At 63.3% G+C, this 23,628-nt stretch carries 25 protein-coding genes, 1 tRNA gene and 1 other RNA gene; 9 read left to right on the top strand and 18 right to left on the bottom strand.

What is annotated here, in order from left to right:
* Nucleotides 1-2: 2 nt before the first annotated feature.
* A complete protein-coding gene (locus tag ACIQTZ_RS02745) occupies nt 3-833 on the top strand; it encodes an acyltransferase domain-containing protein (RefSeq protein ID WP_402977324.1) in 831 nt (276 codons plus the stop codon).
* On the opposite strand, the gene ACIQTZ_RS02740 is transcribed toward ACIQTZ_RS02745, so the two are convergent.
* From ACIQTZ_RS02740 to ACIQTZ_RS02730, 3 genes are all read right to left on the bottom strand, one after another.
* Nucleotides 818-1,618 (bottom strand): HNH endonuclease family protein, encoded by an 801-nt coding sequence (locus tag ACIQTZ_RS02740; protein WP_402977321.1) that lies wholly within the window; start codon nt 1,616-1,618, stop codon nt 818-820. The two genes, ACIQTZ_RS02745 and ACIQTZ_RS02740, sit on opposite strands and share 16 nt — an antisense overlap.
* Nucleotides 1,619-1,734: 116 nt before the next feature.
* Nucleotides 1,735-1,944: a hypothetical protein gene (locus tag ACIQTZ_RS02735; RefSeq protein WP_387437088.1), complete on the bottom strand. Its 210-nt coding sequence runs from the start codon at nt 1,942-1,944 to the stop codon at nt 1,735-1,737.
* A gap of 70 nt (nt 1,945-2,014) precedes the next feature.
* Complete coding sequence (locus ACIQTZ_RS02730; RefSeq protein WP_400331720.1) at nt 2,015-3,502, bottom strand: glyceraldehyde-3-phosphate dehydrogenase; 1,488 nt, start codon at nt 3,500-3,502, stop codon at nt 2,015-2,017.
* A 262-nt stretch (nt 3,503-3,764) separates the two neighbouring features.
* On the opposite strand from ACIQTZ_RS02730, the gene ACIQTZ_RS02725 reads away from it, so the two are divergent.
* Entirely contained in the window at nt 3,765-4,853 is a 1,089-nt protein-coding gene (locus ACIQTZ_RS02725; RefSeq protein WP_402977318.1) for a polysaccharide deacetylase family protein, read from the top strand.
* A gap of 47 nt (nt 4,854-4,900) precedes the next feature.
* Nucleotides 4,901-5,635, top strand: a complete 735-nt coding sequence (locus ACIQTZ_RS02720; RefSeq protein WP_402943060.1) for an acyltransferase — start codon at nt 4,901-4,903, stop codon at nt 5,633-5,635.
* 11 nt (nt 5,636-5,646) lie between these two features.
* On the opposite strand, the gene rnpB is transcribed toward ACIQTZ_RS02720, so the two are convergent.
* An RNA gene (rnpB, locus tag ACIQTZ_RS02715) (RNase P RNA component class A) lies at nt 5,647-6,039 on the bottom strand.
* A 58-nt stretch (nt 6,040-6,097) separates the two neighbouring features.
* Between rnpB and ACIQTZ_RS02710 the strand changes: the two genes are divergently transcribed.
* Nucleotides 6,098-6,862 (top strand): YaaA family protein, encoded by a 765-nt coding sequence (locus ACIQTZ_RS02710; RefSeq protein ID WP_402977316.1) that lies wholly within the window; start codon nt 6,098-6,100, stop codon nt 6,860-6,862.
* Here the strand turns inward: ACIQTZ_RS02710 and ACIQTZ_RS02705 are convergent.
* Both ACIQTZ_RS02705 and ACIQTZ_RS02700 read right to left on the bottom strand, forming a co-directional pair.
* On the bottom strand, nt 6,859-7,596 hold the full coding sequence (locus ACIQTZ_RS02705) for a zinc ribbon domain-containing protein (protein ID WP_402977313.1): 738 nt from the start codon (nt 7,594-7,596) through the stop codon (nt 6,859-6,861). The genes ACIQTZ_RS02710 and ACIQTZ_RS02705 overlap by 4 nt on opposite strands.
* Nucleotides 7,597-7,658: 62 nt before the next feature.
* A complete protein-coding gene (locus ACIQTZ_RS02700; protein ID WP_402977311.1) occupies nt 7,659-8,570 on the bottom strand; it encodes a Nif3-like dinuclear metal center hexameric protein in 912 nt (303 codons plus the stop codon).
* Nucleotides 8,571-8,704: 134 nt separating this feature from the next.
* Between ACIQTZ_RS02700 and msrA the strand changes: the two genes are divergently transcribed.
* The 3 genes from msrA (at nt 8,705) to epsC (ending at nt 10,857) form a co-directional block, all read left to right on the top strand.
* Complete coding sequence (gene msrA / locus ACIQTZ_RS02695; RefSeq protein WP_397321525.1) at nt 8,705-9,229, top strand: peptide-methionine (S)-S-oxide reductase MsrA; 525 nt, start codon at nt 8,705-8,707, stop codon at nt 9,227-9,229.
* Between the two features lie 67 nt (nt 9,230-9,296).
* The gene (gene cysK, locus ACIQTZ_RS02690; protein WP_397321524.1) at nt 9,297-10,232 is read left to right on the top strand and encodes a cysteine synthase A; all 936 of its coding nucleotides are present in this window, start codon (nt 9,297-9,299) and stop codon (nt 10,230-10,232) included.
* A 40-nt stretch (nt 10,233-10,272) separates the two neighbouring features.
* Complete coding sequence (gene epsC / locus ACIQTZ_RS02685) at nt 10,273-10,857, top strand: serine O-acetyltransferase EpsC (protein WP_397321523.1); 585 nt, start codon at nt 10,273-10,275, stop codon at nt 10,855-10,857.
* Here the strand turns inward: epsC and ACIQTZ_RS02680 are convergent.
* Nucleotides 10,854-11,687 carry an oxidoreductase gene (locus ACIQTZ_RS02680; protein WP_402977304.1) on the bottom strand — a complete coding sequence of 278 codons (834 nt, stop codon included), beginning with the start codon at nt 11,685-11,687 and terminating at the stop codon, nt 10,854-10,856. The genes epsC and ACIQTZ_RS02680 overlap by 4 nt on opposite strands.
* Nucleotides 11,688-11,770: 83 nt before the next feature.
* Nucleotides 11,771-13,207 carry an NADP-dependent phosphogluconate dehydrogenase gene (gndA, locus tag ACIQTZ_RS02675; protein WP_402977301.1) on the bottom strand — a complete coding sequence of 479 codons (1,437 nt, stop codon included), beginning with the start codon at nt 13,205-13,207 and terminating at the stop codon, nt 11,771-11,773.
* 243 nt (nt 13,208-13,450) lie between these two features.
* On the opposite strand from gndA, the gene ACIQTZ_RS02670 reads away from it, so the two are divergent.
* Entirely contained in the window at nt 13,451-14,179 is a 729-nt protein-coding gene (locus ACIQTZ_RS02670) for a FadR/GntR family transcriptional regulator (RefSeq protein WP_402943076.1), read from the top strand.
* Here ACIQTZ_RS02670 and ACIQTZ_RS02665 read toward each other — a convergent pair.
* Genes ACIQTZ_RS02665 through ACIQTZ_RS02655 form a run of 3 tightly spaced genes read right to left on the bottom strand, consistent with a single transcriptional unit; the run spans nt 14,176 to nt 16,940 of the window.
* Nucleotides 14,176-15,225 carry an L-idonate 5-dehydrogenase gene (locus ACIQTZ_RS02665; protein WP_400331693.1) on the bottom strand — a complete coding sequence of 350 codons (1,050 nt, stop codon included), beginning with the start codon at nt 15,223-15,225 and terminating at the stop codon, nt 14,176-14,178. The genes ACIQTZ_RS02670 and ACIQTZ_RS02665 overlap by 4 nt on opposite strands.
* Complete coding sequence (locus ACIQTZ_RS02660) at nt 15,225-15,995, bottom strand: SDR family oxidoreductase (protein WP_400331690.1); 771 nt, start codon at nt 15,993-15,995, stop codon at nt 15,225-15,227. The genes ACIQTZ_RS02665 and ACIQTZ_RS02660 overlap by 1 nt, the downstream gene beginning before the upstream one ends.
* A 33-nt stretch (nt 15,996-16,028) precedes the next feature.
* Entirely contained in the window at nt 16,029-16,940 is a 912-nt protein-coding gene (locus ACIQTZ_RS02655; protein WP_402977298.1) for an NAD(P)-dependent oxidoreductase, read from the bottom strand.
* Between the two features lie 97 nt (nt 16,941-17,037).
* On the opposite strand from ACIQTZ_RS02655, the gene ACIQTZ_RS02650 reads away from it, so the two are divergent.
* Nucleotides 17,038-18,105 carry a D-2-hydroxyacid dehydrogenase gene (locus ACIQTZ_RS02650; RefSeq protein ID WP_402977296.1) on the top strand — a complete coding sequence of 356 codons (1,068 nt, stop codon included), beginning with the start codon at nt 17,038-17,040 and terminating at the stop codon, nt 18,103-18,105.
* Between the two features lie 67 nt (nt 18,106-18,172).
* Here the strand turns inward: ACIQTZ_RS02650 and ACIQTZ_RS02645 are convergent, their stop codons facing one another.
* From ACIQTZ_RS02645 to ACIQTZ_RS02615, 7 genes are all read right to left on the bottom strand, one after another.
* Nucleotides 18,173-19,531 carry an MFS transporter gene (locus ACIQTZ_RS02645; RefSeq protein WP_400331682.1) on the bottom strand — a complete coding sequence of 453 codons (1,359 nt, stop codon included), beginning with the start codon at nt 19,529-19,531 and terminating at the stop codon, nt 18,173-18,175.
* A gap of 141 nt (nt 19,532-19,672) precedes the next feature.
* Entirely contained in the window at nt 19,673-20,467 is a 795-nt protein-coding gene (locus ACIQTZ_RS02640) for an IclR family transcriptional regulator (RefSeq protein WP_402977293.1), read from the bottom strand.
* 231 nt (nt 20,468-20,698) lie between these two features.
* On the bottom strand, nt 20,699-20,833 hold the full coding sequence (locus ACIQTZ_RS02635) for a hypothetical protein (RefSeq protein ID WP_402977291.1): 135 nt from the start codon (nt 20,831-20,833) through the stop codon (nt 20,699-20,701).
* A 292-nt stretch (nt 20,834-21,125) separates the two neighbouring features.
* Nucleotides 21,126-21,198, bottom strand: a tRNA-Val gene (locus tag ACIQTZ_RS02630).
* 64 nt (nt 21,199-21,262) lie between these two features.
* Nucleotides 21,263-22,219, bottom strand: coding sequence for an NAD-dependent protein deacetylase (locus tag ACIQTZ_RS02625; RefSeq protein WP_402977288.1), 957 nt, complete (start codon nt 22,217-22,219; stop codon nt 21,263-21,265).
* A gap of 1 nt (nt 22,220) precedes the next feature.
* Nucleotides 22,221-22,718 (bottom strand): peroxiredoxin, encoded by a 498-nt coding sequence (locus ACIQTZ_RS02620; RefSeq protein WP_400331673.1) that lies wholly within the window; start codon nt 22,716-22,718, stop codon nt 22,221-22,223.
* Nucleotides 22,715-23,134, bottom strand: coding sequence for a DUF3052 domain-containing protein (locus ACIQTZ_RS02615; protein WP_397321510.1), 420 nt, complete (start codon nt 23,132-23,134; stop codon nt 22,715-22,717). Before ACIQTZ_RS02615 ends, ACIQTZ_RS02620 begins: the two co-directional genes overlap by 4 nt.
* Between the last annotated feature and the right edge of the window lie 494 nt (nt 23,135-23,628).

The raw sequence follows: 23,628 nt of genomic DNA, 5'->3' as shown, positions 1-23,628 counted from the left end.
CCATGGCAACCGGAGACCGCGCGGAGCTGTTCCAACTCCTCGACATCACAGGCGAGGATGCGCGGGAATGCGCGGACCTGCTTGCGGCAACTCCGGGCCCCGGCGTCCAGCAGGCTCTCGAGGCGCTGCAGGCCAGGCTGGGAACCTTCCCCTCGGACAGCGTCATCTCCAACGGACCCACGGAGTCCGAATGGATTACTGCGTTGCTCCGGTTCGCGCCTTTGGTGCATTCCTATCATCTCGGCTTGGGCATTACTCCTGAGGTGTCAGCCGCGTCCCTGGCGGACGTGGGACTCCAACTGCGCATCAACAGGCGTGTCCACGGCCGGTTTGGGCTGGACACCTGGTCCTGGTTGACCCTGCACATGGCGGGGAATCTCTTCCGGCTGGGAAGGCTGCAGTTTCACTTGGTCCGACGGCAGCCACCCGAGGCTGAAGACGGCCAGGAAAGGTCTTGGGTGCTGGGCGTCCACATTCCCGAGGCCGGGGCTCTCGCGCCAGCCGCCGTTGACGCCAGTTTCAGGGACGCGAAATTGTTCTTCGCCGGCCATTTTCCCGACAAGCCCGTTGCAACAGCCACTTGCGAGTCATGGATGCTTGATCCCTACCTGGCGAACCACCTTCCGGAGAGCAACATCGCGTCCTTCGCCAGGCGTTTCACCCTGGACCGCTGCACGGACGCACCAACCGATGCCGTCTACTTCACGTTCCGGCACCGTGGGCTTGAGGGCTTGGACGCACTGCCACGAGAAAGCTCACTACAGCGCTTGGTTCTGGAGAGGATCGACGACGGCGGCACCTGGCAACTGGGGCATGGTCACCTTTCGTTGTAAATGGCCTGCTGCTCCGGACACGAAGCCAGGACACGCTTCATCGCGTCCTTCTCGGCCTGTGTGACCCACAGTTTGTAAGCCGTTTTCACCGATATTTGCCGGGCCACATAATGGCAACGGAAGTTCTTGTTGGGAGGCAGCCAGGTTGCGGCGTCCCCTGCGCCCTTCTTGACGTTTGCGGGTCCGTCAGCGGCAATCAGGTTCAGCGGATCGTTGGCCAGCATCTGGCGTTGCTGGGCAGACAACTGCTTGGCCCCCTTCTGCCAGGCGTCGGCCAGCGCCACCACATGGTCGATCTGGAGGAGTGAACTGGTGTCCTGGCCCCTCCGGAATGACACAAACGCGCCAGTGTAGGGCTCCTGCATTTCGCCCGCGGCGATTTTGCAGGTGGAACCAGTGGTGAACTCGACGCCTGCGAGATCGCGGCGGAGGATATCGTTCCTGGTGTCGCAGCCGTTGCGGTCAACATCCAGCCAGGCCTGACCGAAAGCGGTGCGGTCATAGTCGCTCTTCGACGACCTGCCCTTCACCTCGAGCTGGTCCAGGGCCTCAGACGCTTTCTGGGCCTGGACGCGGACGGCGCCCGGGAGCGGCTTCATCCAGGCGGCGTCAAAGACAGGCGCCTCCGTTGGGCCTGCGACCCACGGGCCCACAGCATCGAACTGCCCGGCGGTAAAAAACCACGTCAGTCCACCCACCACGGTGGCGGCCAGCAGCCCGAGGATGGCCCAGGCTTGCCGGGACCGGCGGCGGGCACGCTTGTAGGCAGACCACGTAATACTCAAGGGGCTCCGTTCAATCGGGGTGACGTTGCCCTTCGAGCGTAGGACAAAACACCGACAACGAAGCCGCTGTCCACAGTGTGCAGGGAGAGTCACACTGTGGATGGAGGATAGCTGGCCTATTGCTCGCGCATCACGCGCTGCAGGTCCTCGGCTGCCACTGCCAGGAGTCCCCGCAATTGCTCAACGCGCTCGTCCGTGACATCGCCGGCAGCATTGGCCGCGACGGCCTGGTCCAGCAGTTTTTGTGCCTGCTTGTGGTTGGCCTTGGCCACGTCCAAGGCGTGTTCAAGCGTGGTTTCGTGCTCCAACGTAGATTCATTTTCCATGACCCCATTGTGAGCAGGTTTCCCGGCTGATTCCAGTAACCCAGCCGGGAAACCCAGGTAACACTTTGGCTTAGGCGTTGGCTGCCTCAAGCACCGCGATGGGGGCCACGATGTCGCGGGCGGGGAACGACGGCGGGTTGACGCCGGCCATCTCCTCCATCACGCGGACAACCTGGCAGGAGTAGCCGAACTCGTTGTCGTACCAGACGTAGACAACCAGGTTCTTGTCGTTGGAAATCGTGGCGAGCCCGTCCACGATGCCGGCCCGGCGGGACCCTACGAAGTCAGTGGAAACAACGTCCGGCGAATCGATGTAATCGATCTGCTTGCGCAGCTGCGAGTGCAGGGACATCTCGCGGAGGTAGTCGTTCACTTCATCGCGCGTGGTGCCGTTGGCGAGGTTGAGGTTGAGGATGGCCATGGACACATCCGGCGTGGGAACGCGGATGGCGTTGCCGGTGAGCTTCCCTTGCAACTCCGGGAGGGCCTTGGCTACGGCCTTGGCGGCGCCCGTTTCCGTGATCACCATGTTCAGGGCAGCGGAGCGTCCCCTGCGGTCGCCCTTGTGGAAGTTGTCGATCAGGTTCTGGTCGTTCGTGAACGAGTGCACGGTCTCCACGTGCCCGTGGATAATCCCGAACTTGTCGTTCAGGGCCTTCAGCACGGGGGTGATGGCGTTGGTGGTGCAGGAGGCTGCGGTGACGATCTTGTCTTCGTCGGTGATGTCGGCCTGGTTGATGCCGTGCACGATGTTCTTGAGGTCGCCCTTGCCGGGGGCGGTCAGCAGGACGCGGGCAACACCCTTGCTCTGCAAGTGCTGGGAGAGGCCATCTGCGTCGCGCCAGCGGCCGGTGTTGTCCACCACCAGTGCGTCCTTGATGCCGAAGGCGGTGTAGTCCACCGTGGCGGGGTTGTCGGAGTAGATCACCTGGATCTGGACGCCGTTGGCCGTGATGGTGTTGGCTTCCTCGTCCACCCGGATGGTGCCTTCGAAGGAACCGTGGACGGAGTCGCGGCGCAGCAGGCTGGCGCGCTTGACGAGGTCGTTCTCGGCGCCCTTGCGCACAACGATCGCACGGAGGCGCAGCCCGTGTCCGCCGCCTGCCTTTTCGATCAGGAGGCGGGCGAGCAGACGTCCGATACGGCCAAAGCCATAGAGGACGACGTCGGTGCTGGTGCGGTCGTCCGCGCCGCGCTTGCCCACAACGTCAGCCAACTCCGCGCGAAGGAACTCATCCAGGGAGACAGCGCCGTTCTCTGCACGGTACTTTTCGGTCAGTCGGGCGATGTCGATCGCGGCAGCGCCGAGCTCCAGCTCAGCCAAGGCATTCAGCAGGGGCGCGGTCTCTTCGAGCAGCAGCTCTGTATTGCTCATCCGGCGGGCGAAGCGGTGGGCCTTCAGGATGTTCATGGTGGACTTGTTGATCAGGCTCCGGCCGTGGATGCTGGTGACCACGTTGTTTTCCCGGTACAGCCGGCCGATCACCGGAATCATGGCCTCGGCGAGGGCCTCCCGGCCCATCCACTTATCAAGACAAGAATCTGACGTCTGGCTCACAGAACTACCTTCCTTGGGTCAACCACATACGTCTTCGTATGCAGATGGCGTCGGCCGCCCGGAGTAGTCCTGCGGCACATGCGCTGCGGGCTTCGGTCCACCCACGGCGCCTTGAACGAGAGCAAAGAAAATCCGCCGGCTGCGAACGCAGACCCGGCGGCAGAACTTCTACGTTCAGTAACCATTCTAGGGCTGGATCCCGGCGCAGTGGCCGCCCGGATGCGTGAAATCACTCACACGAGTGTCGCGTAGACTCCCGGGTGTGACTCATCCAGTGCGGCGCGAGCTGCTCCGCCAAGCGCTCCTGGCCCGGAAGGGCGGCCGGATCGGCACAGGCGGCCGGGGTGCCGTGGCCCTGCGTTTCGACGACGGCGCACGCGACTTCAGGGACAAAGTGCTGCCGCTCCTGGTTGAGCGCAACCTGCCGTTCACGCGGGTCACCACCACCCAACGGATCGGAAGCGTACCCACCGAAAGCGATACCTGGCAGAACATCCAGCACTACTGCCTGCAGCACGGCGGCGAGGTGTGGAACCATGGCGCCACCCACAGGGACGCGTCCGGGGACGACGCCTTGCACCAGGAAATCGTGGGGGCACTGCAGGATCTCGGCCGCTTCCTGCCCCGCATTCCGATCGACTGCTTCGCTCCCCCGGGCGGTTCCAGCATCCGCTATGACGGCCATATGCCGTCCAGGACGGTGGCAGCCTGGGCCGGAACAGCAGCTGGCAGGCTGATCCACGACTTCCATGCCTTGGCCTCCGGGTATCTCCCGGACAGTTATTACCGTCCCCTGGATGGCGTGCTGCGGGATGGGCAGAACCATTACAGCCTGGACCTCTACACGGAGCCAGGACGGGCAACGGCTTTGGTGGACCGGGCCCGGGCGTGGAGGGCCGGCATCGTCATGATGTGGCACGCCAACAACCTGGGCGTCAAAGACCGGCAGTCCATGGAGGCGTTCACCGCCATACTGGACTATCTCGTGGAACAAAGGGACCAGGGTTCGCTGTTGGTTTTGACGGCATCGGGGCTGGGCGCGGCCGACGCTTCAAGCACCCATCGCGACAACATCCTGGTCACAGATTCAGGTAACCCTTTCGCGGAAGCCATCCCCTATCCGCAGTACCGGCAGAACATTCCCGGCTCCACACGTGAGCTGACGGCTACGGTCTCCGCGCCCGCAGGTACAGCCGTAGCATCAGTGATCGGTGAATCGACACGCCACCACGTGGTCCCTGTTGGGGGCACCTTGCACCTGCGCCACTTGGCCACCGTCCCCCTTGATGTGAAGTCCTTGGAGGTCACCATCAATGCTGGCAGCCGCGACGTCAGGCTCGTCGCGGTCTAGGCAACGCTGCGTCTGAGGGCACAAAAAGCTCCCGGTACGCTGCCAAGGTGAACAAACTCTCAGTACTGGCTGACCACAGCGATGGGTCCGGGAACAGCATCGAGTGTTCCAGGGCCATTGAAACCGGCATCGCGGTGACCTTTCGAGGCAGGAACAACCGCATCATCGTCGCGGAAGGCGCCCGTATTGCCAAGCTGCAGGCCGTTTTCGACTGCGACAACGGCACGCTCGTCATCGGTCCCAGCAACAAGTCGCCGTTCAGCATGAACGTCCGAGTCGGCCAGGATTCAACGGTACGCACAGGCGCAGACTTCACCACCACCAGCGTCGCCGTGGTCAGCGCAGTGGAGGGAGCCGCAGTCATGTTCGGTGACGACGTCATGATCGCCAGCAGCACCCAATTCCGGACCGACGATGGGCATCCCATCTTCGACGTCGCCACGGGCCGTCGCGTCAACCCCGCCAGGGACGTTGTCATTGGCAACCACGTGTGGTTTGGGGCCCAGGCTGTGGCCCTGGGCGGCGCACGCGTGGGCGACGGTTCCGTGATTGGGTTCCGCAGCATCGTGACCGGAACCATCCCCAACAACGTCATCGCCGTGGGTTCACCCGCCCGCGTGGTCCGGCGCGACGTGGCATGGGAAAGGCCGCACCTTTCCTTCACCAGTCCCCCGTACAAGCCGGATGCCGCATCCGTGCCCAAGAGCGAGGAGTACTGGAACCTGACCGCGGAGGACGTCCCCATCTTCGAAGAACTCAGCGGCTGGCACGACCACCACTGACAGGGGGTATGTGGATGGGTTGACCGATACGCCGGGTTCTGTCATCCCGAGCCGTTACCGGCAAGGGAGTGGCGGCCATCCATCTACGAACGCCGTTGCCGACGCCCTCCAGCAGCCTACCCGGACACTCGGGCGGGCAGCCCTCGAACGTGTCCTGTCTGGCCTTGCTCCGGGTGGGGTTTACCTAGCCTCCCCGGTCACCCAGGGAGCTGGTGGTCTCTTACACCGCCGTTTCACCCTTACCTGCCAACCAACCGGTGCAGGCACCGGTCGGCGCAGGCGGTCTGTTTTCTGTGGCACTTGCCTGCGGGTTACCCCGAGTGGGCGTTACCCACCACCCTGCCCTGTGGAGCCCGGACGTTCCTCGAGCCACTTTCGTGGCGCGCGGCCGCCTGGTCAACCCATCCGCCGTACAGTCTACCGGCGTCGGGAGCCACGCCCGGACACCGGTAATATCGACTGGTGCTGATTCTCCTGCCGCCTTCCGAAGGCAAGACACCCGCTGCCAAAGGACCCTCCATCGACTGGGAGGCGCTGAGCTTCCCGGACTTGAACACCTCCCGGGCCAGGGTCCTGGAGGCGCTGGGGACCGTCAGCGCGCATGAAGACGCCCTCGCGTTACTCGGCGTCGGCGCCTCGCTGCGTGACGACGTCGAACGCAACACCAGGCTGCACTCGGAACCGGCCGCCCCAGCCCACCAGGTCTACTCCGGCGTCCTGTACGACGCCCTCGGGTACAACAGCCTGACCCCCACGCAGCGCCGCAAGGCTGCCGAATCAATCCTGGTGGTTTCCGCCCTGTGGGGCGCCATCGGCTTTGGCGACCATGTGCCCGCCTACCGGCTGTCCATGGGAACCGCACTGCCCGACGTCGGACGCCTCGCCTCGTACTGGAAGCCGCAGCTGGCTGCCGCCCTCGCCAAGCGCTCCGAAGGCGAGCTGCTGGTTGACTGCCGGTCCAGTACCTATGCGGCCGCTTGGGCGCCACCGGCAGATCAAACGGTGACCGTCAACGTGTTCACTGAAGCCAAGGGCAAGCGCACGGTGGTGAGCCACTTCGCCAAGCACACCCGCGGTGAATTGGCCCGGCACCTGCTGACCAGGCGCGGAAAAGCTCCCGCCACCCCCGCCCAACTCCTGAAGGCAGCCAGCGAGGTGTGGACCAGCGAACTTGTTGAGGGCACGGCCCGCAAGCCGCATGCCCTCAACATCATCCTGGCGGGCTAGTTCCACTCCGCCGAGCGGACCAGGATGCAGCCGGAATCGGGGCAGAAGACGATGTCGTCCTCGGCCGCGGCCTTGACTTCGGCGAGGTCGCCGGGGCTGAGCGTCATCCCCGAGCCTTCAGACTTTCCATGGAAAAGGCGGGCAGCACCCACGCCGCGCTTGGCGATGGTCTTCTCATAAATGGCCACCATGCCCTGGTCCAAGGCCTCCGCGAAGGCAGCCCGTTCGCCACGGACGACTGCTTCCTCCGACGCGATGCGGGCAATCTCCTGGTCCAGTTCGGCCCGGATGCTCCCAAAGGAACCCTGGATGTCATCCACTATCGCCTGCTGGGCAGCTTGGCGTTCGCGGAGCCCGTCGAGGCGCTCAAGAATCTCCAACTCCACATCTTCCAGGTCCGACCGGCGCTTGTTCAGGGAAGCGATGTCGTTCTGCAGCGCCACCAGGTCCTTGGACAGTCCGGTGCCGCTGTTGAGCCAGGCTTCGTCGCGCTCGATGCGGCTGACCACCTGCTCCACATCCGCTTCCGAACGCCGCAACTCCGCCTCGGAATCGTGGACGGCGAGCTTCGCCGCACCGAGTTCGCCGTTCGCCACATTCAGGGCGTCCTGCAGGTCGGTGATGCGGGGATCGTTTTCCAGTACCTTCCGCTGGCCCGCCAGCGACTTCAGCTTGGCATCAAGGCCCTGCAGTTCAAGCAATTTGAGTTGTTCTGCCGGTGCTGCCTTCGCCACGCTTACCTCCACCTGTCTGTTGCCGGCACCGCTGGTCAGTGCCGGCCGCTGTCTTGTTGATGCTAGTCCCCGCCGGGAGTCAGGATGAAGTCCCAGGGATCGCTGTTGGCGCTGCTGACCCGGATCTCCACATCGTGTCCTTGATCCTTAAGTACGTTCGACAACGCTTCGGCGGCCACCGGCAGCCACAGCCATTCGCTGGCAAAGTGCGAAACGTCAATAAGGTATGGCCGGTCGTTCACAGCCGCCTCGCGGGCTTCCGAGGCCGGGTGGTGCCGCATGTCGGCAGTCACGTAAACGTCGGCCTGGTTGGCCCGAACGGCATCGAACAGGCTGTCACCGGCGCCGCCGCACACCGCAACGCGCCGCACCAATCCGTCCTTGTCACCCGCCACGCGCACGCCCCCTGCAACGGCCGGCAGCACGCCGAAAACCCGGGCGGCAAAATCTCCGAGGGTCATGAGTTCGGGCAGATCGCCAACCCTGCCGATGCCTTCCTCGGGCAGGCCGTTCGCGGCCGTGGTCAGCGGGCTGACGTTGTCCAGGCCGAAGGCGTGCGCCAGCACATCGGAGACTCCCCCGACGGCTGAGTCACCATTGGTATGGACCGTCAGCAACCCGGTTCCCGCCTCGATCAGGCGATGGACGGCCAGGCCTTTGGCAGTAGTGGCGGCTACCGAGTTCACGCCCCTGAGCAGCAAGGGATGGTGGGTAATCAGGAGTTCGGCACCCCACTCAATGGCCTCGTCGATCACTTCAAGCGTCGGATCCACAGCGAAGAGGACCTTGGTTACCGGGGAGTCAGGCCGCCCGACAACCAAGCCAACCTCATCCCAGTCTTCGGCCAGGGACTCCGGCCAGAGTTCCTCCACAGCCAGGAGCACCTGGCCCAGTGTCGGTTCACCGTTGTCTTCAACTGTTCCGGCGTCGTCGCTGGAGTCCGCAACGGAATGGGCGGTGTCTACTGCTTCCATACTCTTATTCTTACCTACCGCAACGGATCGGTCAGGGTGTGACCTGCCACCAACCCCAGCATCCTGTCGATCTCCGTCACCGTCCCGTAAGGTATTGCGGGAATCATCAGTCCGTCCGATCCATTGAAGAGACCATGAAAACTTTCGTACTTGGCGGCGGCTGCTTCTGGTGCCTCGATGCCGTCTACCAGAAAACCCGCGGCGTACAGTCTGTCGTTTCCGGCTACACCGGCGGCCATCTCCGCAATCCCGACTACTACGAGGTCTGCTCCGGAACCACTGGCCATGCCGAGGTGGTGGCAGTGACCTTCGACGAATCCGTGGTGCCCGCCGAAGTCATCCTGGACATGTTCTTCGCCCTGCACGACCCCACCACCTTGAACCGCCAGGGATACGACGTCGGCACCCAGTACCGCTCGTCCATGTTCTACACCACCACCGAGGAGAAGATCCTCTTCGAAGAAGCGATCGAACGTGCGCAGTCCCTGTGGCAGCATCCGATCGTCACGGAGGTCAGCCGCTTGGGCGACTTCTACGAAGCCGAGGATATTCACCAGAACTACTACGCAAAGTTCCCCAACCAGGGCTATTGCCAGGTGATTATTAACCCGAAGCTGGCAAAAGCCCGGAAATATTACTCTGCATGGCTAATTGCTTAGCAGGGTTTCGGCGCTGCTGGTTAGGCTGACCTCAGCATTCCCTCTTGAGAGATAGGCATACATTTTCATGGCAAGGATCTACGACGACGTCACCCAGCTGGTTGGACGCACCCCGCTTGTCCGCTTGAACCGCCTTACCGAAGGACTTGGCGCCACTGTCGCAGTCAAGCTCGAGTTCTACAACCCGGCCAACAGCGTCAAGGACCGCATCGGCGTAGCCATCATCGACGCCGCCGAAAAGTCCGGCGCCCTGAAGCCTGGCGGAACCATCGTTGAAGGTACGTCCGGCAACACCGGCATCGCTTTGGCCCTGGTTGGTGCCGCCCGTGGTTACAAGGTCATCCTGACCATGCCGGAGACCATGTCCACCGAGCGCCGTGTCATGCTTCGCGCCTACGGCGCCGAGATCGTGCTGACCCCGGGTTCCGAAGGCATGCGTGGCGCCGTGGAAAAGGCCCAGGAAATCGTGGCCAACACCGAGAACTCCATTTGGGCACGCCAGTTCGCCAACGAGGCCAACCCGCAGGTCCACCGTGAAACCACTGCCGAAGAAGTCTGGGCCGACACCGACGGCGAAGTGGACATCTTCGTCTCCGGCGTGGGCACCGGCGGAACCATTACCGGCGTCGGGCAGGTCCTTAAGGAGCGCAAGCCGGGCGTCCAGATCGTGGCCGTGGAGCCCAAGGACTCCCCCATCCTCAACGGTGGCGCACCCGGTCCGCACAAGATCCAAGGCCTCGGAGCAAACTTCGTCCCCGAAATCCTGGACACCAACGTCTACGACGAAGTGCTTGACGCCACCTTGGAAGACTCTGTCCGCGTTGCGCGCGAACTCGGTGCCCGCGAAGGCATCCTGGGCGGTATCTCCTCCGGAGCCATCGTCTGGGGCGCACTGGAACTGGCCAAGCGCCCGGAAAACGCAGGCAAGCTGATCGTTGCCGTGGTCTGCGACTTCGGCGAACGTTACATCTCCACTGTCCTGTTTGACGATATCCGCGGCTGATTCTTCGCCCGCCAATATTCATTCCTGTAGAAAGGTCTTTGTGAGTTTCTTCGCAAGGCTTAAGGAAGACCTCGACGCCGCCCGGTCACACGACCCGGCGGCTCGAGGCTCTTTTGAGAACTTTTTTGCCTATTCCGGCCTCCACGCCATCTGGGCACACCGCTTAACCCACAAGCTGTGGCAGAACCCGGCCCTCCGCTTCCCGGCCCGCCTGATTTCGCAGCTTGCACGCTTCCTCACCGGTATCGAGATCCACCCCGGAGCCACCATCGGCCGCCGCTTCTTCATTGACCACGGCATGGGTGTGGTGATCGGCGAGACTTCCGAAATCGGCGACGACGTGATGATCTACCACGGGGTAACCCTCGGAGGACGGTCCCTGGCCAAGGTCAAGCGCCACCCCACCATCGGCGACCGCGTGACCATCGGCGCAGGCGCCAAGGTCCTGGGACCCATCACCATTGGCGCGGACAGCGCCGTGGGTGCCAATGCAGTGGTGGTCAAGAACGCTCCGCCGGAGTCCATCATCACCGGCGTCCCGGCCACGTGGCGGCACCGCGACGCCAAGTCCGAAACCAAGCCCGCCGTCGACCCGGCCGAGTACTACATCGAGTACCGGATCTAGCGGACAAACCTCTGATAGGAATTCCACAGCACCGTGTCGAACACACGGTCCGGGAGTATCCTTCGCAACGCCAGGACGCTCCAGGCTCCCCTGCCCACCGGGTATCGGGTCCTGGGGCGTTTTGCCGTTGCCGCCCTGGCGACGGCCCTGGCCACATCGTCCGGCGGTGTGGACAGCACCTGCCCCGAGGTGGAAGCCAGCGCGGCAGCCATGACGTGTGCCTGGTCCTTGTAGGGTCCGCTGCCGGAAGCCAGCATGAGGCCTTCACCGGCGATGGTTCCCCACTCCGTGTCCGTTCCGGACGGTTCGATGATCACCACATCGATGCCGTGCGGTTTAAGTTCCAGGCGCAATGAATCGCTCATGCCCTCCACGGCGAACTTGGTCCCGTGATACCAGGCGCCGAGTGGCTCGTACATCTTCCCGCCGATGGATGAGATATTGATGATCCGGCCGGCGCCCTTTCGCCGCATACCCGGAATGACCAGCTGGGACATCCGTGCCAGGCCCACGACGTTGACCTCGAACTGCCGCCGGCCCTCGGAGAGCGGGACTTCTTCCAAGGAGCCGTAGGACCCGTAGCCGGCATTGTTCACCAGGACATCCACCTGTCCTTGCGCATTCTCCACGTGACGGACTGCGGACACCATCGATGCGTCGTCGGTGACGTCCAGGGAAAGGACGTGGATGCCCTGAACCTTCAGCGGCTCCATCTTCTCCACTCGTCGGGCCCCTGCGTAGACGGTGAAACCGGCCGTTCGCAAGGCCAAGGCAGCTGCGTAGCCGATTCCGGTGGAAGCGCCCGTGACAAAGGCGGTGGGTTCGCTCATCTGGTGCTCCTCAACCCTGAATACGGCAAAGGCCGGTTCCTCCCAGCCTATAAGGGAGGAACCGGCCTTCGGCGGTTTTGCAATCAGTGGGTGTCGACGGCCGAGATTTCGGACTTGTCTTCGCCCCACAGGGTGTGGAACGTGCCTTCGGCGTCTACGCGGCCGTAGGTGTGTGCACCGAAGAGGTCGCGCTGGCCCTGGATCAGGGCAGCGGCAACGCGCTTGCGGCGCAGGCCGTCGTAGTACGCGAGCGAGGAGGAGAACACCGGTACCGGAATGCCCAGCTGGACAGCGGTGGCCACCACGCGGCGCCAGGCCGGAAGGACTTCGGCGATGGCCTTGGTGAACGCCGGCGCGAACAGCAGGTTGGCCGGCTTCTCTTCGGCTGCGTAGGCCTTGGTGATGTCCTTGAGCAGTTCCGCACGGATGATGCAGCCTGCACGCCACAGGGAGGCGATCTCGTCCAGCTTGAGGTCCCAGCCGTATTCCTTCGCGGCGGAGGTCAGCATGTCCAGGCCCTGGGCGTAGGAGACCAGCTTGGAGGCGTACAGCGCCTGGCGGACGTCCTCAATGAACGTCTCGGGGATTTCGACGGCGGCTTCCTCACCGGCGAGCAGTTCCTGGCCCAGCTTGCGCTGTTCTGCCTGGGACGACAGGGCCCGGGCGAACACGGACTCGGCAATGCCCGAAACCGGCGAACCGAGTTCCAGGGCGGAAATGACCGTCCAGCGGCCGGTGCCCTTCTGGCCGGCAGCGTCCACCACGACGTCAACGAACGGCTTGCCGGTCTTGGCATCGACGTGGCCCAGGACCTCGGCGGAGATTTCGATCAGGAAGGAGGACAGGTCGCCCTTGTTCCACTCAGCGAAGATCTTGGACTGCTCGGCCGGCTCAATGCCTGCACCGGAACGCAGGAGGTCGAACGCTTCGCCAATGACCTGCATGTCGGCGTACTCGATGCCGTTGTGGACCATCTTCACGAAGTGGCCGGCACCATCGGTGCCCACCCACGCGCAGCACGGTTCGCCGTCGACCTTGGCGGAGATCTTCTCCAGCAGCGGGCCAAGGGCATCGTAGGACTCGCGGGAACCGCCAGGCATGATGGACGGGCCGTTCAGGGCACCTTCCTCACCGCCGGAGACGCCAACGCCCACGAAGTGCAGGTCCTTCTTGGCCAGGGCAGCTTCGCGGCGGCGGGTGTCCTCGTAGTGCGAGTTGCCGGCGTCGATGATGATGTCCCCGGCTTCGAGCAAAGGCTCAAGCTGCTCGATCACGTTGTCCACCGGAGCGCCGGCCTTGACCATGATCAGGACGCGGCGGGGCTTCTCCAGCGAGTCGACGAGTTCCTGCAGCGTTTCCGTGCGGATGAAGTCGCCTTCGGATCCGTGCTTCTCCAGCAGGGCGTCGGTCTTTTCCACGGAGCGGTTGTGAAGTGCCACGGTGAAGCCGTTGCGGGCAAGGTTACGGGCCAGGTTGGCGCCCATCACCGCTAGGCCGGTGACACCGATGTGTGCTGACATCAAAACTCCAATTCGATCGTGTGCAGTCAGTCCTGCGGGCATGCAGGAAGCGATTTTGATAAACAGGGGCTGTAATAAACCATACGTATTTAAGCCGTGGGCCGGAAGCATCGCCCACGTTGTGGGACACTGCCGCGTCATAAACAGTCTAGGTTGCGGCCGTTCCGTCCGGGCATCGGATCCCGGGCGCCACCCACGCACGCTGCGCGCGCAGGACCTTCGCCCGCCACTATGCTTACCTCTATGTCAACCAGCCTCCACCACCGCGCCGTCGAGCACCTGGGTACCCGGATCGTCGGCGGTACCCTGCCGACAGGGCACGTCATGCTGGCGGAACACTTGGAAGACGAATTGAACGTATCGCGCTCGGTGGTGCGCGAAGCCGTTCGGGTCCTTCAATCCCTCGGCCTTGTCGAGACCATCAAGCGCGTAGGCATCCGGGTCCTGCCCGCCCACCGCTGGAACCCTTTCGACCCGTTGGTGATCCGCTGGCGCCTTGCCGGCGAAGGACGCGGCGCGCAGTTGAGGTCGCTCGCAGAGTTGCGTTCCGCCGTCGAGCCCGTGGCTGCCGAACTTGCCGCCGGAAACGCCCCGGCAACGCTCCGGCAGGAGCTCGTGGACATCTCCCTGGCCATGAAGAAGTCCGGCGATGCCGGAGACATGGCCACGTTCCTGGACCTGGATATCCGGTTCCACGCCCTGGTCCTTTCCGGATCCGGCAACGAGATGTTCGCCAACCTGATCGGCCAGGTAACGGAGACCTTGACGGGCCGGACGGTCCACGGTTTGATGCCCGAGCACCCGCAGCAGCAAGCACTGCAGTGGCACATCGACGTTGCCCATGCCATCAACTCCGGGGACGGCAAGGGCGCCCGCGAAGCCTCCGGCAGGATCATGAAGCAGACTATCGCGGAGCTGGCCCCCAGCTGGGACGGCCAGCCCCGCGTCTTCGTGCCGGTAGCCCGGAACTAGTCCTGGAAGTTCAGGAGGACCTTCCCGGATTCGGCGGAGTTCCTGGCGACTTCGAACGCTTCCAGTCCGTGCGCGAGGTCGAACTCGTGCGTGACCACCGGATCCACCGACAATGAACCGTCAGCCAACGCGGCGATGACCTGGTCGATTTCGTCGTTGAAGCGGAACGAGCCCAGCAATTCCAGCTCGCGGGTGATGGCCAGCGAAATGAACACGGGCTGCGGGCCGGATGGCAAGAGACCCACCATCACCACCTTGCCGCCGCGGGTGGCACCCTTGATGGCTGACGCGAGACCGAAGTGGCTGCCCGAGGATTCGACGACGATGTCCGCGTCCACTGCCGCGATTGCCTCGGCGTCGTCACCCTTCAGGACAGCATCGGCGCCCACGGCCCGGGCGATTTCCAGTGGCTTGTCATGCATGTCGACGGCGACAATCCGGGACGCTCCGGCCCGCTTCAGGACGGCGACCGTCAAGGCACCGATCGGACCGCTGCCGATCACCAGGGCGCTCTTGCCCGCCACATCACCGGCGCGGGCGACGGCGTGCCACGCGACGCTCGCCGGCTCAACCAGGGCGGCTGTCCGCAGGTCCAGGGACGCCGGCAATTCGCGCAGCATGCGGGACGGAAGGTTGGCGTAGCGGCTGAAGGCGCCATCGGTGTGGGGGTAACGAGCCGCACTGCCCAGGTAGGTACATCCCGGGGAGAGGTTGGGCCGGTCCTCGGGGTACCTGACATCGCCCGGTGCCGGAGTGGCAGGGTGGACAGCAACGGGCGTACCGACGCCCGGACCGCTTCCGTCGGCTGCCTGCTGCACAACCACGCCAACGATTTCGTGTCCCAGCACCATGGGTGCCTTGAGGATGGACTCACCGGCAGCCCCGTGCAGCCAGTAGTGAAGGTCTGATCCGCAGATGCCGCCGTAGGCGATCTCCACGACCGACTCGTCAGCTGCCGGAGTCGCCAGCGGGATGTCTTCGATGCGGAGGTCGCCCTTGCCGTGGGCAACCACTGCCGGTCCGGAGGAAGGAAGTGCGATGCCCATCAGACCACCACCGTCATTCCGCCATCGACAAAGATGGTTTGGCCGTTGACGAAGTTCGAAGCCTGCGAGGCGAGCCATACCGTGGGGCCTGCCAGGTCGGCAACGGTACCCCAGCGGTTGGCCGGCGTGCGGCCGAGGATCCAGGAGTTGAAGTCGGAATCGTCAACCAGGTTCTGCGTCATTTCAGTGTGGATGTACCCCGGGGCGATGCCGTTGATCTGAAGGCCGGAAGCCGCCCATTCAGCCGTCATGGCACGGGTGAGGTTGCGCAAGCCACCCTTGGCAGCGACGTACGGTGCAATGGTGGGACGGGCCAGGTCCGTCTGGACGGAGCAAATGTTGATGATCTTGCCCTGGCCCCGGGGAATCATGTGGCGGGCAGCCTCGCGGCCCACCAGGAAGGCGCTGGTGAGGTCCGTGGTGATGACCCGGTCCCAGTCCTTGACGTCCAGGTCCAGCATCGGGACGCGGTGTTGGATTCCGGCGTTGTTCACCAGGATGTCAAGGGGACCGACGTTCTTCTCGATCCACTCCACGCCTTCGGCGGCGGAAGCGGCATCGGTGACGTCGAACGCACGGCTGTGTACGCGCCCTTCCGGGTACTCAGCGGCCATGGCCTGGTGCGCAGATTCCAGGCGCTCCGTGCTGATGCCGTTGAGCACCACCGTCGCCCCGGCATCCGCCAAGCCACGGGCCAGCGCGTTGCCGATGCCGCGGCTGGAGCCTGTGACCAACGCGACGCGCCCGGTCAGGTCGAATAATCCACTCATGGTTCGTTGTTTTCCTTCTTGGTTGGTGCCGGTTTAGTTGGAGGCCTGCGACGCGGGAGATGCCACGCCCAGGTTGGCTATTGCCTGCCGCACGACGGCGAGGTCCTGGTCCCCCAGGCCCTGCCGCTTCAGTTCGGCGTAGAGTTCAATGGCGGCCGTGGCCATGGGAACCGCGGAACCTGCTGCCTTGGCACTGTCCAGCAGGAATCCGAGGTCCTTGTGCATGAACTTGGCCGGGCCTGTGGGCGTGTAGTCCTTGGCCGCGAGCCGGGGTCCCACGACCTCCAGGACACGGCTGCCCGCCAGGCCTCCGGACAACACGTCGTAGAGCGCTGCCACATCCATGCCCGAACGTTCGGCGAGTTCCGCCGCCTCGGCGAGTGCCGCCGTCGTGCTTCCGACGATCAGCTGGTTGCACGCCTTGGCGAGCGAGCCCGACCCCAGGGGACCCATCCGTCGAACAGTGGTGCCCATGGTGGCGAAGAGTGGCTGGAGCCGTTGGAAATCCGCCTCGGAGGCACCCACCATGATGGCGAGGGTTCCTTTGAGGGCACCCACCGTGCCACCGCTGACGGGGGCGTCGACCACCACGGCATTGCCGCCGCTGGCCGCTTCCACGGTTTCGCCGAAACGCTGCACTTCCGTTGGGGAGACGCTGCTCATGACGACGACGGCGGTCCCCGGCTTGGGTGGCTCCGCCCGCCAGGAGTCGAGCAGGCCGGAGGCGGCAGCCTCGATGAAGGGCAAGTCGGGGAGCATGAAGATCAGGGTGGGCTGGTCACGCAGATCGGCGACGCTTTCTGCGCGTGCGATGCCGTCCAGATCGTCGAACGCTGCGCTCGAGCGGTTCCATGCGGTCACGTCCCAGCCGGCCGCAGCGATGTTGGCGGCCATGGGGCCACCCATGAGACCCAAACCTACAAATCCCACGCTCTTACTCGTCATGGAGCCGATCCTCACTTCCTTGTGCAACAGGCACTGGTGCCTCGGCTGATGTGCCCAAATGATGGAACTCTGTTCAATATCCTAGCCTCCATTCAGTATGATGAACACTATGACGACTGATGAACTTACCATCGCGATCGCTGTACCCCTCGAGGCTGAGTACGTAGAGCAGATCCGTGCCATAGACCCTTCCGTGACGGTTCTGTACGAGCCGGACCTGCTGCCTCCGGAGCGTTTCCCCGCCGACCACGCCGGCGACCCGGACTTCAAGCGCACCCCTGAGCAGGAGGAACGCTACTGGGCCATGCTCAACAAAGCACAGGTCCTCTACGGCTTCCCCAACGAAAGCCCCGCCGGACTGGCGCGGATAGCCCAAAGCAACCCGCACCTGCAGTGGATCCATGCCATGGCAGCCGGCGCCGGTGGAGCCGTCAAGGCGTCAGGACTCGACACCGAAACGCTCCGTAAGTTCCACGTCACCACCTCCGCCGGTGTCCACGCACTGCCCCTCGCAGAATTCTCCGCCTTCGGCATCCTCAATGGCTTCAAGCGCAGCGGCGAGATGGCACAGGACCAGGCCGCCAAGGTCTGGCCCGCCCTGCGTACGCCTACCAAGCTTGCCAACGGTTCCAAGGTGGTCATCGCCGGCCTCGGCGAAATCGGCATGGAAACAGCCCGTATCTCCCGGGCCCTGGGCATGCGGGTCAGTGGCACCAAGCGCACCGTCGAAGCCATCGAGGGCATTGACCAAGTGACCACCAACGAAGGGCTCGCCGGGCTGGTGGCCGACGCCGATGCCGTGGTGAACACGCTGCCCGGCACCCCCTACACGGAAAAGCTGTTCAGCACGGAGATTTTCTCGGCCATGAAGCCTGGAGCCGTCTTCGTCAACGTCGGCCGCGGCACCGTGGTGGACGAGGACGCGCTCCTCGAAGCCCTCAACAACGGACAGGTCTCCTACGCCTGCCTGGACGTCTTCGCCGTCGAGCCGCTTCCCCAGGACAGCCCGCTCTGGAACCACCCGAAGGTGCTCGTCTCCCCGCACACCTCGGCGCTCAGCACCGCGGAAAACCGGCTCATCGCCGAGCGCTTCTGCAGCAACCTGCGCACGTTCATCGACGGCGGCGAACTGCCCCACCTCGTGGACCCGGTGCACTTCTACTAAGCCAGCAGGGCAGCCAAAAGGCCCCCGCTCCCTCACGGGGCGGGGGCCTTTTGCACTGCTTCGGCTGCTACTTGGCGTCTTCCGTGCTGACCAGGTCACGGCCAACCGTTTCCGGTGTGAAGAACGTGGTGACAAAGGAAATCAGGGCAAGGACCAACGAATACACAGCGAGGACCAGCCAGGAATGATTGGTTGCCGCAAGCAGTACGGCGCCCAGCAGTGGAGCCACACCACCGGCGATGACAGCCGAGATCTCACGGCTCATGGCAACACCCGTGAAGCGGTATTGGGATCCGAACAGTTCAGGAAGCAGCGGGCACTGGGGACCGAGCATCGACTGGACGCCGATCGCAATGCCAACCGCCATGACCACCCACACCAAGGTGACGTTGCCAAGGGTGACCAGGTAAAAGGCGGGAACGGCAATGATGGCTTGGAACAGGGCCCCGTAGCGGTAAACGGGCACTCGGCCGAAACGGTCCGACAAAGCACCGAAAGTTACCACCAGGATCGCCGCGAAACCCGCGGCAATGAGCAGGCCGACAGGACCGATGGAGTTGTTGCCGGCGAAGACGCCCGCCGGCATGCTCATGAACGAGACCAGCAATGCGGAGTAGATGGAAGAGTTTCCGTTCTCCCCCATCCGGAGTCCGATTCCCACCAGGACGTTCTTCTTCGAGTGCTTCCACAGTGCGCCGATGGGGTTCTTGACGACGTTCTTGTGCTTCTCGAGTTCCTGGAACGCCGGCGTTTCCTTCAACTTGAGGCGAATGAAGATGGCGACGGCGATGAGGATGAAGCTGGCGAGGAAGGGTACGCGCCACAGCCAACCTTGCAACACCGACTTGTCTGCCATGGCGATGAGCGCAAAAGTTCCGGCTCCGAGCAGGGTGCCCAACTGGATTCCGACGAAAGGCAGGGAAGCAAAGAAACCACGACGGCGGCGCGGCGCGACTTCCGAGATGAGCGTGGTGGCGCCGGCCTGCTCAGCGCCCGCCCCCAGGCCCTGGATGATCCGCAAGGTAACCAGGAGGACAGCCCCGAGCATTCCGGCCTGCTCGAACGTGGGCAGGAGGCCGATGGCAAAGCTTGCCGTACCCATCAGGGCGATGGTCAGGATGAGGACCATTTTCCGGCCGAAGCGGTCTCCAATGTAGCCAAAGAACAAGCCACCGAACGGACGCGCCGCAAACCCGACGCCGTAGGTGGCAAAGGAGGCAATCAATGCCCCGTCAGGTCCCAGAGGAGAGAAGAACAACGGCCCGAAGATCAAAGCAGAAGCCAGGCCATAAATATAGAAGTCGTAGTACTCCAGGGCGGAGCCTACGGAACTGGCCAGCGTCGCCCTGCGCAGCTGCTCCGGTTCAACAACAGCGTCGTCAGCTTCTGCTGCGAGCTTTGCATTGGTTCGAGTAATCACAAGCACTCCCTCAACATCACGCCAGGCCCCCGTTGGCCCGGCGAGATAGTGATGGCATCAACCGCCAAGGTCACTATGCTGAACAGCGTACAGCGAGTTGGATCACATGCCAAGGTTGTAATCAGATTTAATGCGAGTATTCGAGCGCTAGCCCATGGGGTTGCCCAGCGAACGCGCCAGCTCCTTGAGTTCCTTGACCATGAGCGCACCCTGCTCATCCGAATAGGTCGCCTTCAGCGCCGTGACGGAGAGGCCCAGGCTTGGGCCGTGCGCACCATGGGTGGGTACCGGCACGGCCAGGCAGACAACTCCCACGGTGGACTCTTCATCCTCGAAGGCGAAGCCCTGTTTGCGGATGGTGGAAATCTGGGCCTTGAGTTCCTCGGCCGTTCGCAGGGAGTTCGCAGTCATGACCGGGAGCTCCGAGCCATCGGGGAACATCGCTTCAATGTCATGGTCGTGCAGTTGGGCGATGAGCGCCTTGCCAACCCCGCACAGTGAAACAGGCATCTTGTCGCCGATGTTCGAGGTTAATCGGACGGCGGGGTGCCCCTCATAACGTGCCAGGTAGATAACGTGGTCGCCATCAAGCATGGCCACCCGGACCGTTTCGCCCGAAAGGGTTGGCGCCTGCTCACAGTACTTGTAGAACTCCTGCACCTCATCGAGGCGGCTGAGATAGGCGGCGCCCAACTCCACCAGCTTGCGTCCCAACGCGAAATCGGCACCTTGACGGGTGATCAGCCGGGCCTCCTCAAGCGCAAGCAGAAGGTTGGACGTGGACGACTTGGGGATGCCAAGCTCCCGGGACAAGTCACTGAGCGTCAGGCGACCCGATGGCGAATCCGCCAGGGCCTCCAGTACTGCTGCCGCGCGGGTTACCGCCGGCGCCGGGGATGAAGAACCCAGCCCATCCGGGCGGGTGGTACGGGAATCGGCCATGATTCTCCTTTGTCGATCTCAACCGGCTGTCCAGTCTGCTGAACAATTCCCATCATAGTGGCAAGATGAGCGGGTCGATCGTGGCGGTGGCAGGCAGTTTCCGACACAGAGACAGAGTTGCCACTGCGCAGCTTTCCAAACCCAAAAGTTCAATGTATATTCATTTTCGAGCTCTCCACCGCGGCATCCCCCAATAGTCGCGGTGGAGAGCTCATCCATTTGCCGGGAAGGTCAGGCGACGGCCAGTTCCCCGCCCCTCAGGCGCCATCCCCCGCCGGCTCCGTCCCTCACAAGCTCCCAGGTGGCGAGCATCGACGTGGCGTTGCTTCCCAGGCGAACCTGGACCTGCCACACTTCGATGTCCACGCGCCCTTGTCCCCTTGGCATCCGACGAGCGTCCTCCCACCACGGAACCCTCTCAAACCACCTCACGGGATCAACCGCTATCTGCCATTCCCTGGTACCCCTGACCACCGCAGCCGGAGTGCCGTCGGGGTTGTTACGAATAAAGACGTGCTCCATGAAAGAGAACGCTAAGCGGAGGCCCTGACATTTTAGGAGGATGGACCTCCGCCCTGGCAAAGGGAGGCAAAGACGGCCGAAACAAAAGAACCCCGCCATTTCACGCTGTTCAGCGTGAAATGACGGGGTTGTTCGGTGGGTCCTACCGGGATCGAACCGATGACATCCACGGTGTAAACGTGGCGCTCTACCAGCTGAGCTAAAGACCCTTACCTTGGTTCTGGCGGCTTTCTTTCCTTGCCGTCCCAACCAACGAACAATGACTCTACCTGATCATCCGGTGGAAACACCAATCGTGCTCCCGGGGACCTGCAGATCAGGCAAATCACGAGACAAGTACTCCAGGGCACCGCTGACGCCGAGATCAAGCTTGAGCGTTGCCAACCCGTCTCCACGGGTGGTTCCCCTGTTGATGATCACCACCGGTTTGCCCGCTTTGGACGCGTGCCGAACGAACCTCAGTCCGCTCATCACGGTCAACGACGACCCGGCAACGAGCAAGGCGTCCGCGCTGTCCACCATGGCATAGGCCCGATCCACCCTGTCCTTGGGGACGTTCTCGCCGAAATAGACGAAGTCGGGCTTCAGGGTTCCTCCGCATACGGGGCACACTGCCACCACGAAGGACGTGATCAATTCCGGATCCTCGACGATTGCGTCGGCGTCAGGGGCCATCTCCACCACGCCTGCCTCCAGTGCGGCCTCTATGAAACCCGGATTGAGTTCCTCCAGGATGGCCGCAAGCAGCTTTCGGGAAAACGTGTGTCCTTGGTCAAGGCAGATGACCTGGTCGAACCGCCCATGGAGGTCCACTACATTGACGCTTCCTGCGTCCTCGTGGAGCCTGTCAACGTTCTGGGTGACGAGCCCGGTCAAGAGACCGCGCTGCTCCATCAAGGCGACTGCGGCATGGCCGGCGTTTGGATCGGCATGCCGGAGGTGCGACCATCCAAGATGGTTCCTGGCCCAGTACCGGCGGCGGTTCTCCACACTGCCAATGAACTCCTGGTAGGTCATGGGCTTCCTCGGAGCCGAGCCCGGACCACGGTAATCCGGGATGCCGGAATCCGTACTGAGTCCGGCGCCCGTGAGCATGGCCAACCGCCTGCCGGCAAGGACGGCGGAGGCTTCCTTCAGGGCAGCCACCTCGTCCGGGGCCAAAGCATCGTCGGACACCGGCGCCATGCTGGCAAACCCTGTCATGCCCACCCCTGGCCGTGCGTTGGCCACGCTATGTCCTCGAAAGGGCCGACAGGGCTGTGCGATATTCCGCGAGATCCCGCGCCTGGCCACGTGGATTGACCACCACGTAGCGCACGATACCCTCGGAATCGATGATGAAGGTGCCCCTCAGTGCCATTCCGCTCTGGGCATCGAAAACCCCATACTGCGAAGCGACGGCGCCATGAGGCCAGAAGTCTGCCAGCAGGTCGAATCCGTAACCTTCCTTCTCACCGTAGGCCCGCAAAGCGAATTTGCTGTCCACGGAAACAGCCAGCACCGTCGCGTCGGAGTCCTCGAAGGACGCAATGTTGTCGCGGATTTCGCAGAGCTCGCCTGTACAGATGCCGGAGAAAGCGAACGGATAAAACACCACTACTACGTTGCGGCCCCTGAAATCCGAAAGCCGGATCGGCTCACCGTACTGGTTGGACAACTCGAAGTCCGGTGCCGGCAGGCCAACCTCCGGAACGACCGAGAGGGCGGAAGATTCCTGGACTTCCGTCACTTGTTCTTCTTAGCCACCAGGCGGGTGGCGCTCCAGTCCTTGGAAACCCCGGCCGACGTGGTCAAGTGCAAGCCGGACGTCGGGGCGGCATCCTGGATGTCAGCCGGTGAAACATAATTCTCGCGACCTGATTTGGGGGTCAGCACCCACACCACGCCGCCTTCCTTGAGGGTGGTGAGCGAATCCATCAGTGCATCAACCAGGTCTCCGTCGCCGTCGCGCCACCAATAGATCACAGCGTCGACGACATCGTGGTCGTCTTCATCCAGCAGCTCTGAACCCGTGACATCTTCAATGTCGTCACGCAAGTCGAAATCGACGTCGTCGTCGTAGCCGCGTTCCTGAATCAGATCCCCATCTTTGAAACCCAATCTTTCCGCCACATTTACCGATGTGGCGGCGTCGGCCTCGCTCACGTTTCCTCCTTTGAAGTGACTTCCATTACTAACAGCCAACACCCTTTGGGCGCGTGCTTCAAGCCATTGTCCCTGCGATCCACCATATTCCGCACCACCCGGGGTGTTTCGAAGCTGTGACAATCGCGTGGCATCCGTCACGGAACGCGCCGCGGTGTGACATACAACGCCCGTCCGGGCCCGCGGCTACGCATAGCAGCGCCGTCAAAGCTAGAGTGGCCATGAGTGCATTGGCTGCAGGGCGATCGCCCCGACGGATTCCATCGGGCAGCCATGCGCTCACAAGACCTGCCCGGCGCATCGGACCGGGCTGTTTGAAACCGAGATGTCGCACACGACGCGTTCACGACGGGCAGTTACCCTGCCGGACCTGAGGCGCCGATGGATGCGCCTAAAGGAAGGTTGGACGTGGCTGCAGGAGAAGAGACCTCACACATCCTTAGTGGGTTGACTGCCCAGTTGCCTGATCGTGATCCGGAAGAGACCGCGGAGTG

It is taken from the genome of Paenarthrobacter sp. NPDC090520, assembly GCF_044769205.1.
Lineage (GTDB): Bacteria > Actinomycetota > Actinomycetes > Actinomycetales > Micrococcaceae > Arthrobacter.
The sequence above is the reverse complement of the archived record's forward strand: the minus strand, read 5'-3'. Positions and strand labels throughout refer to the sequence as shown.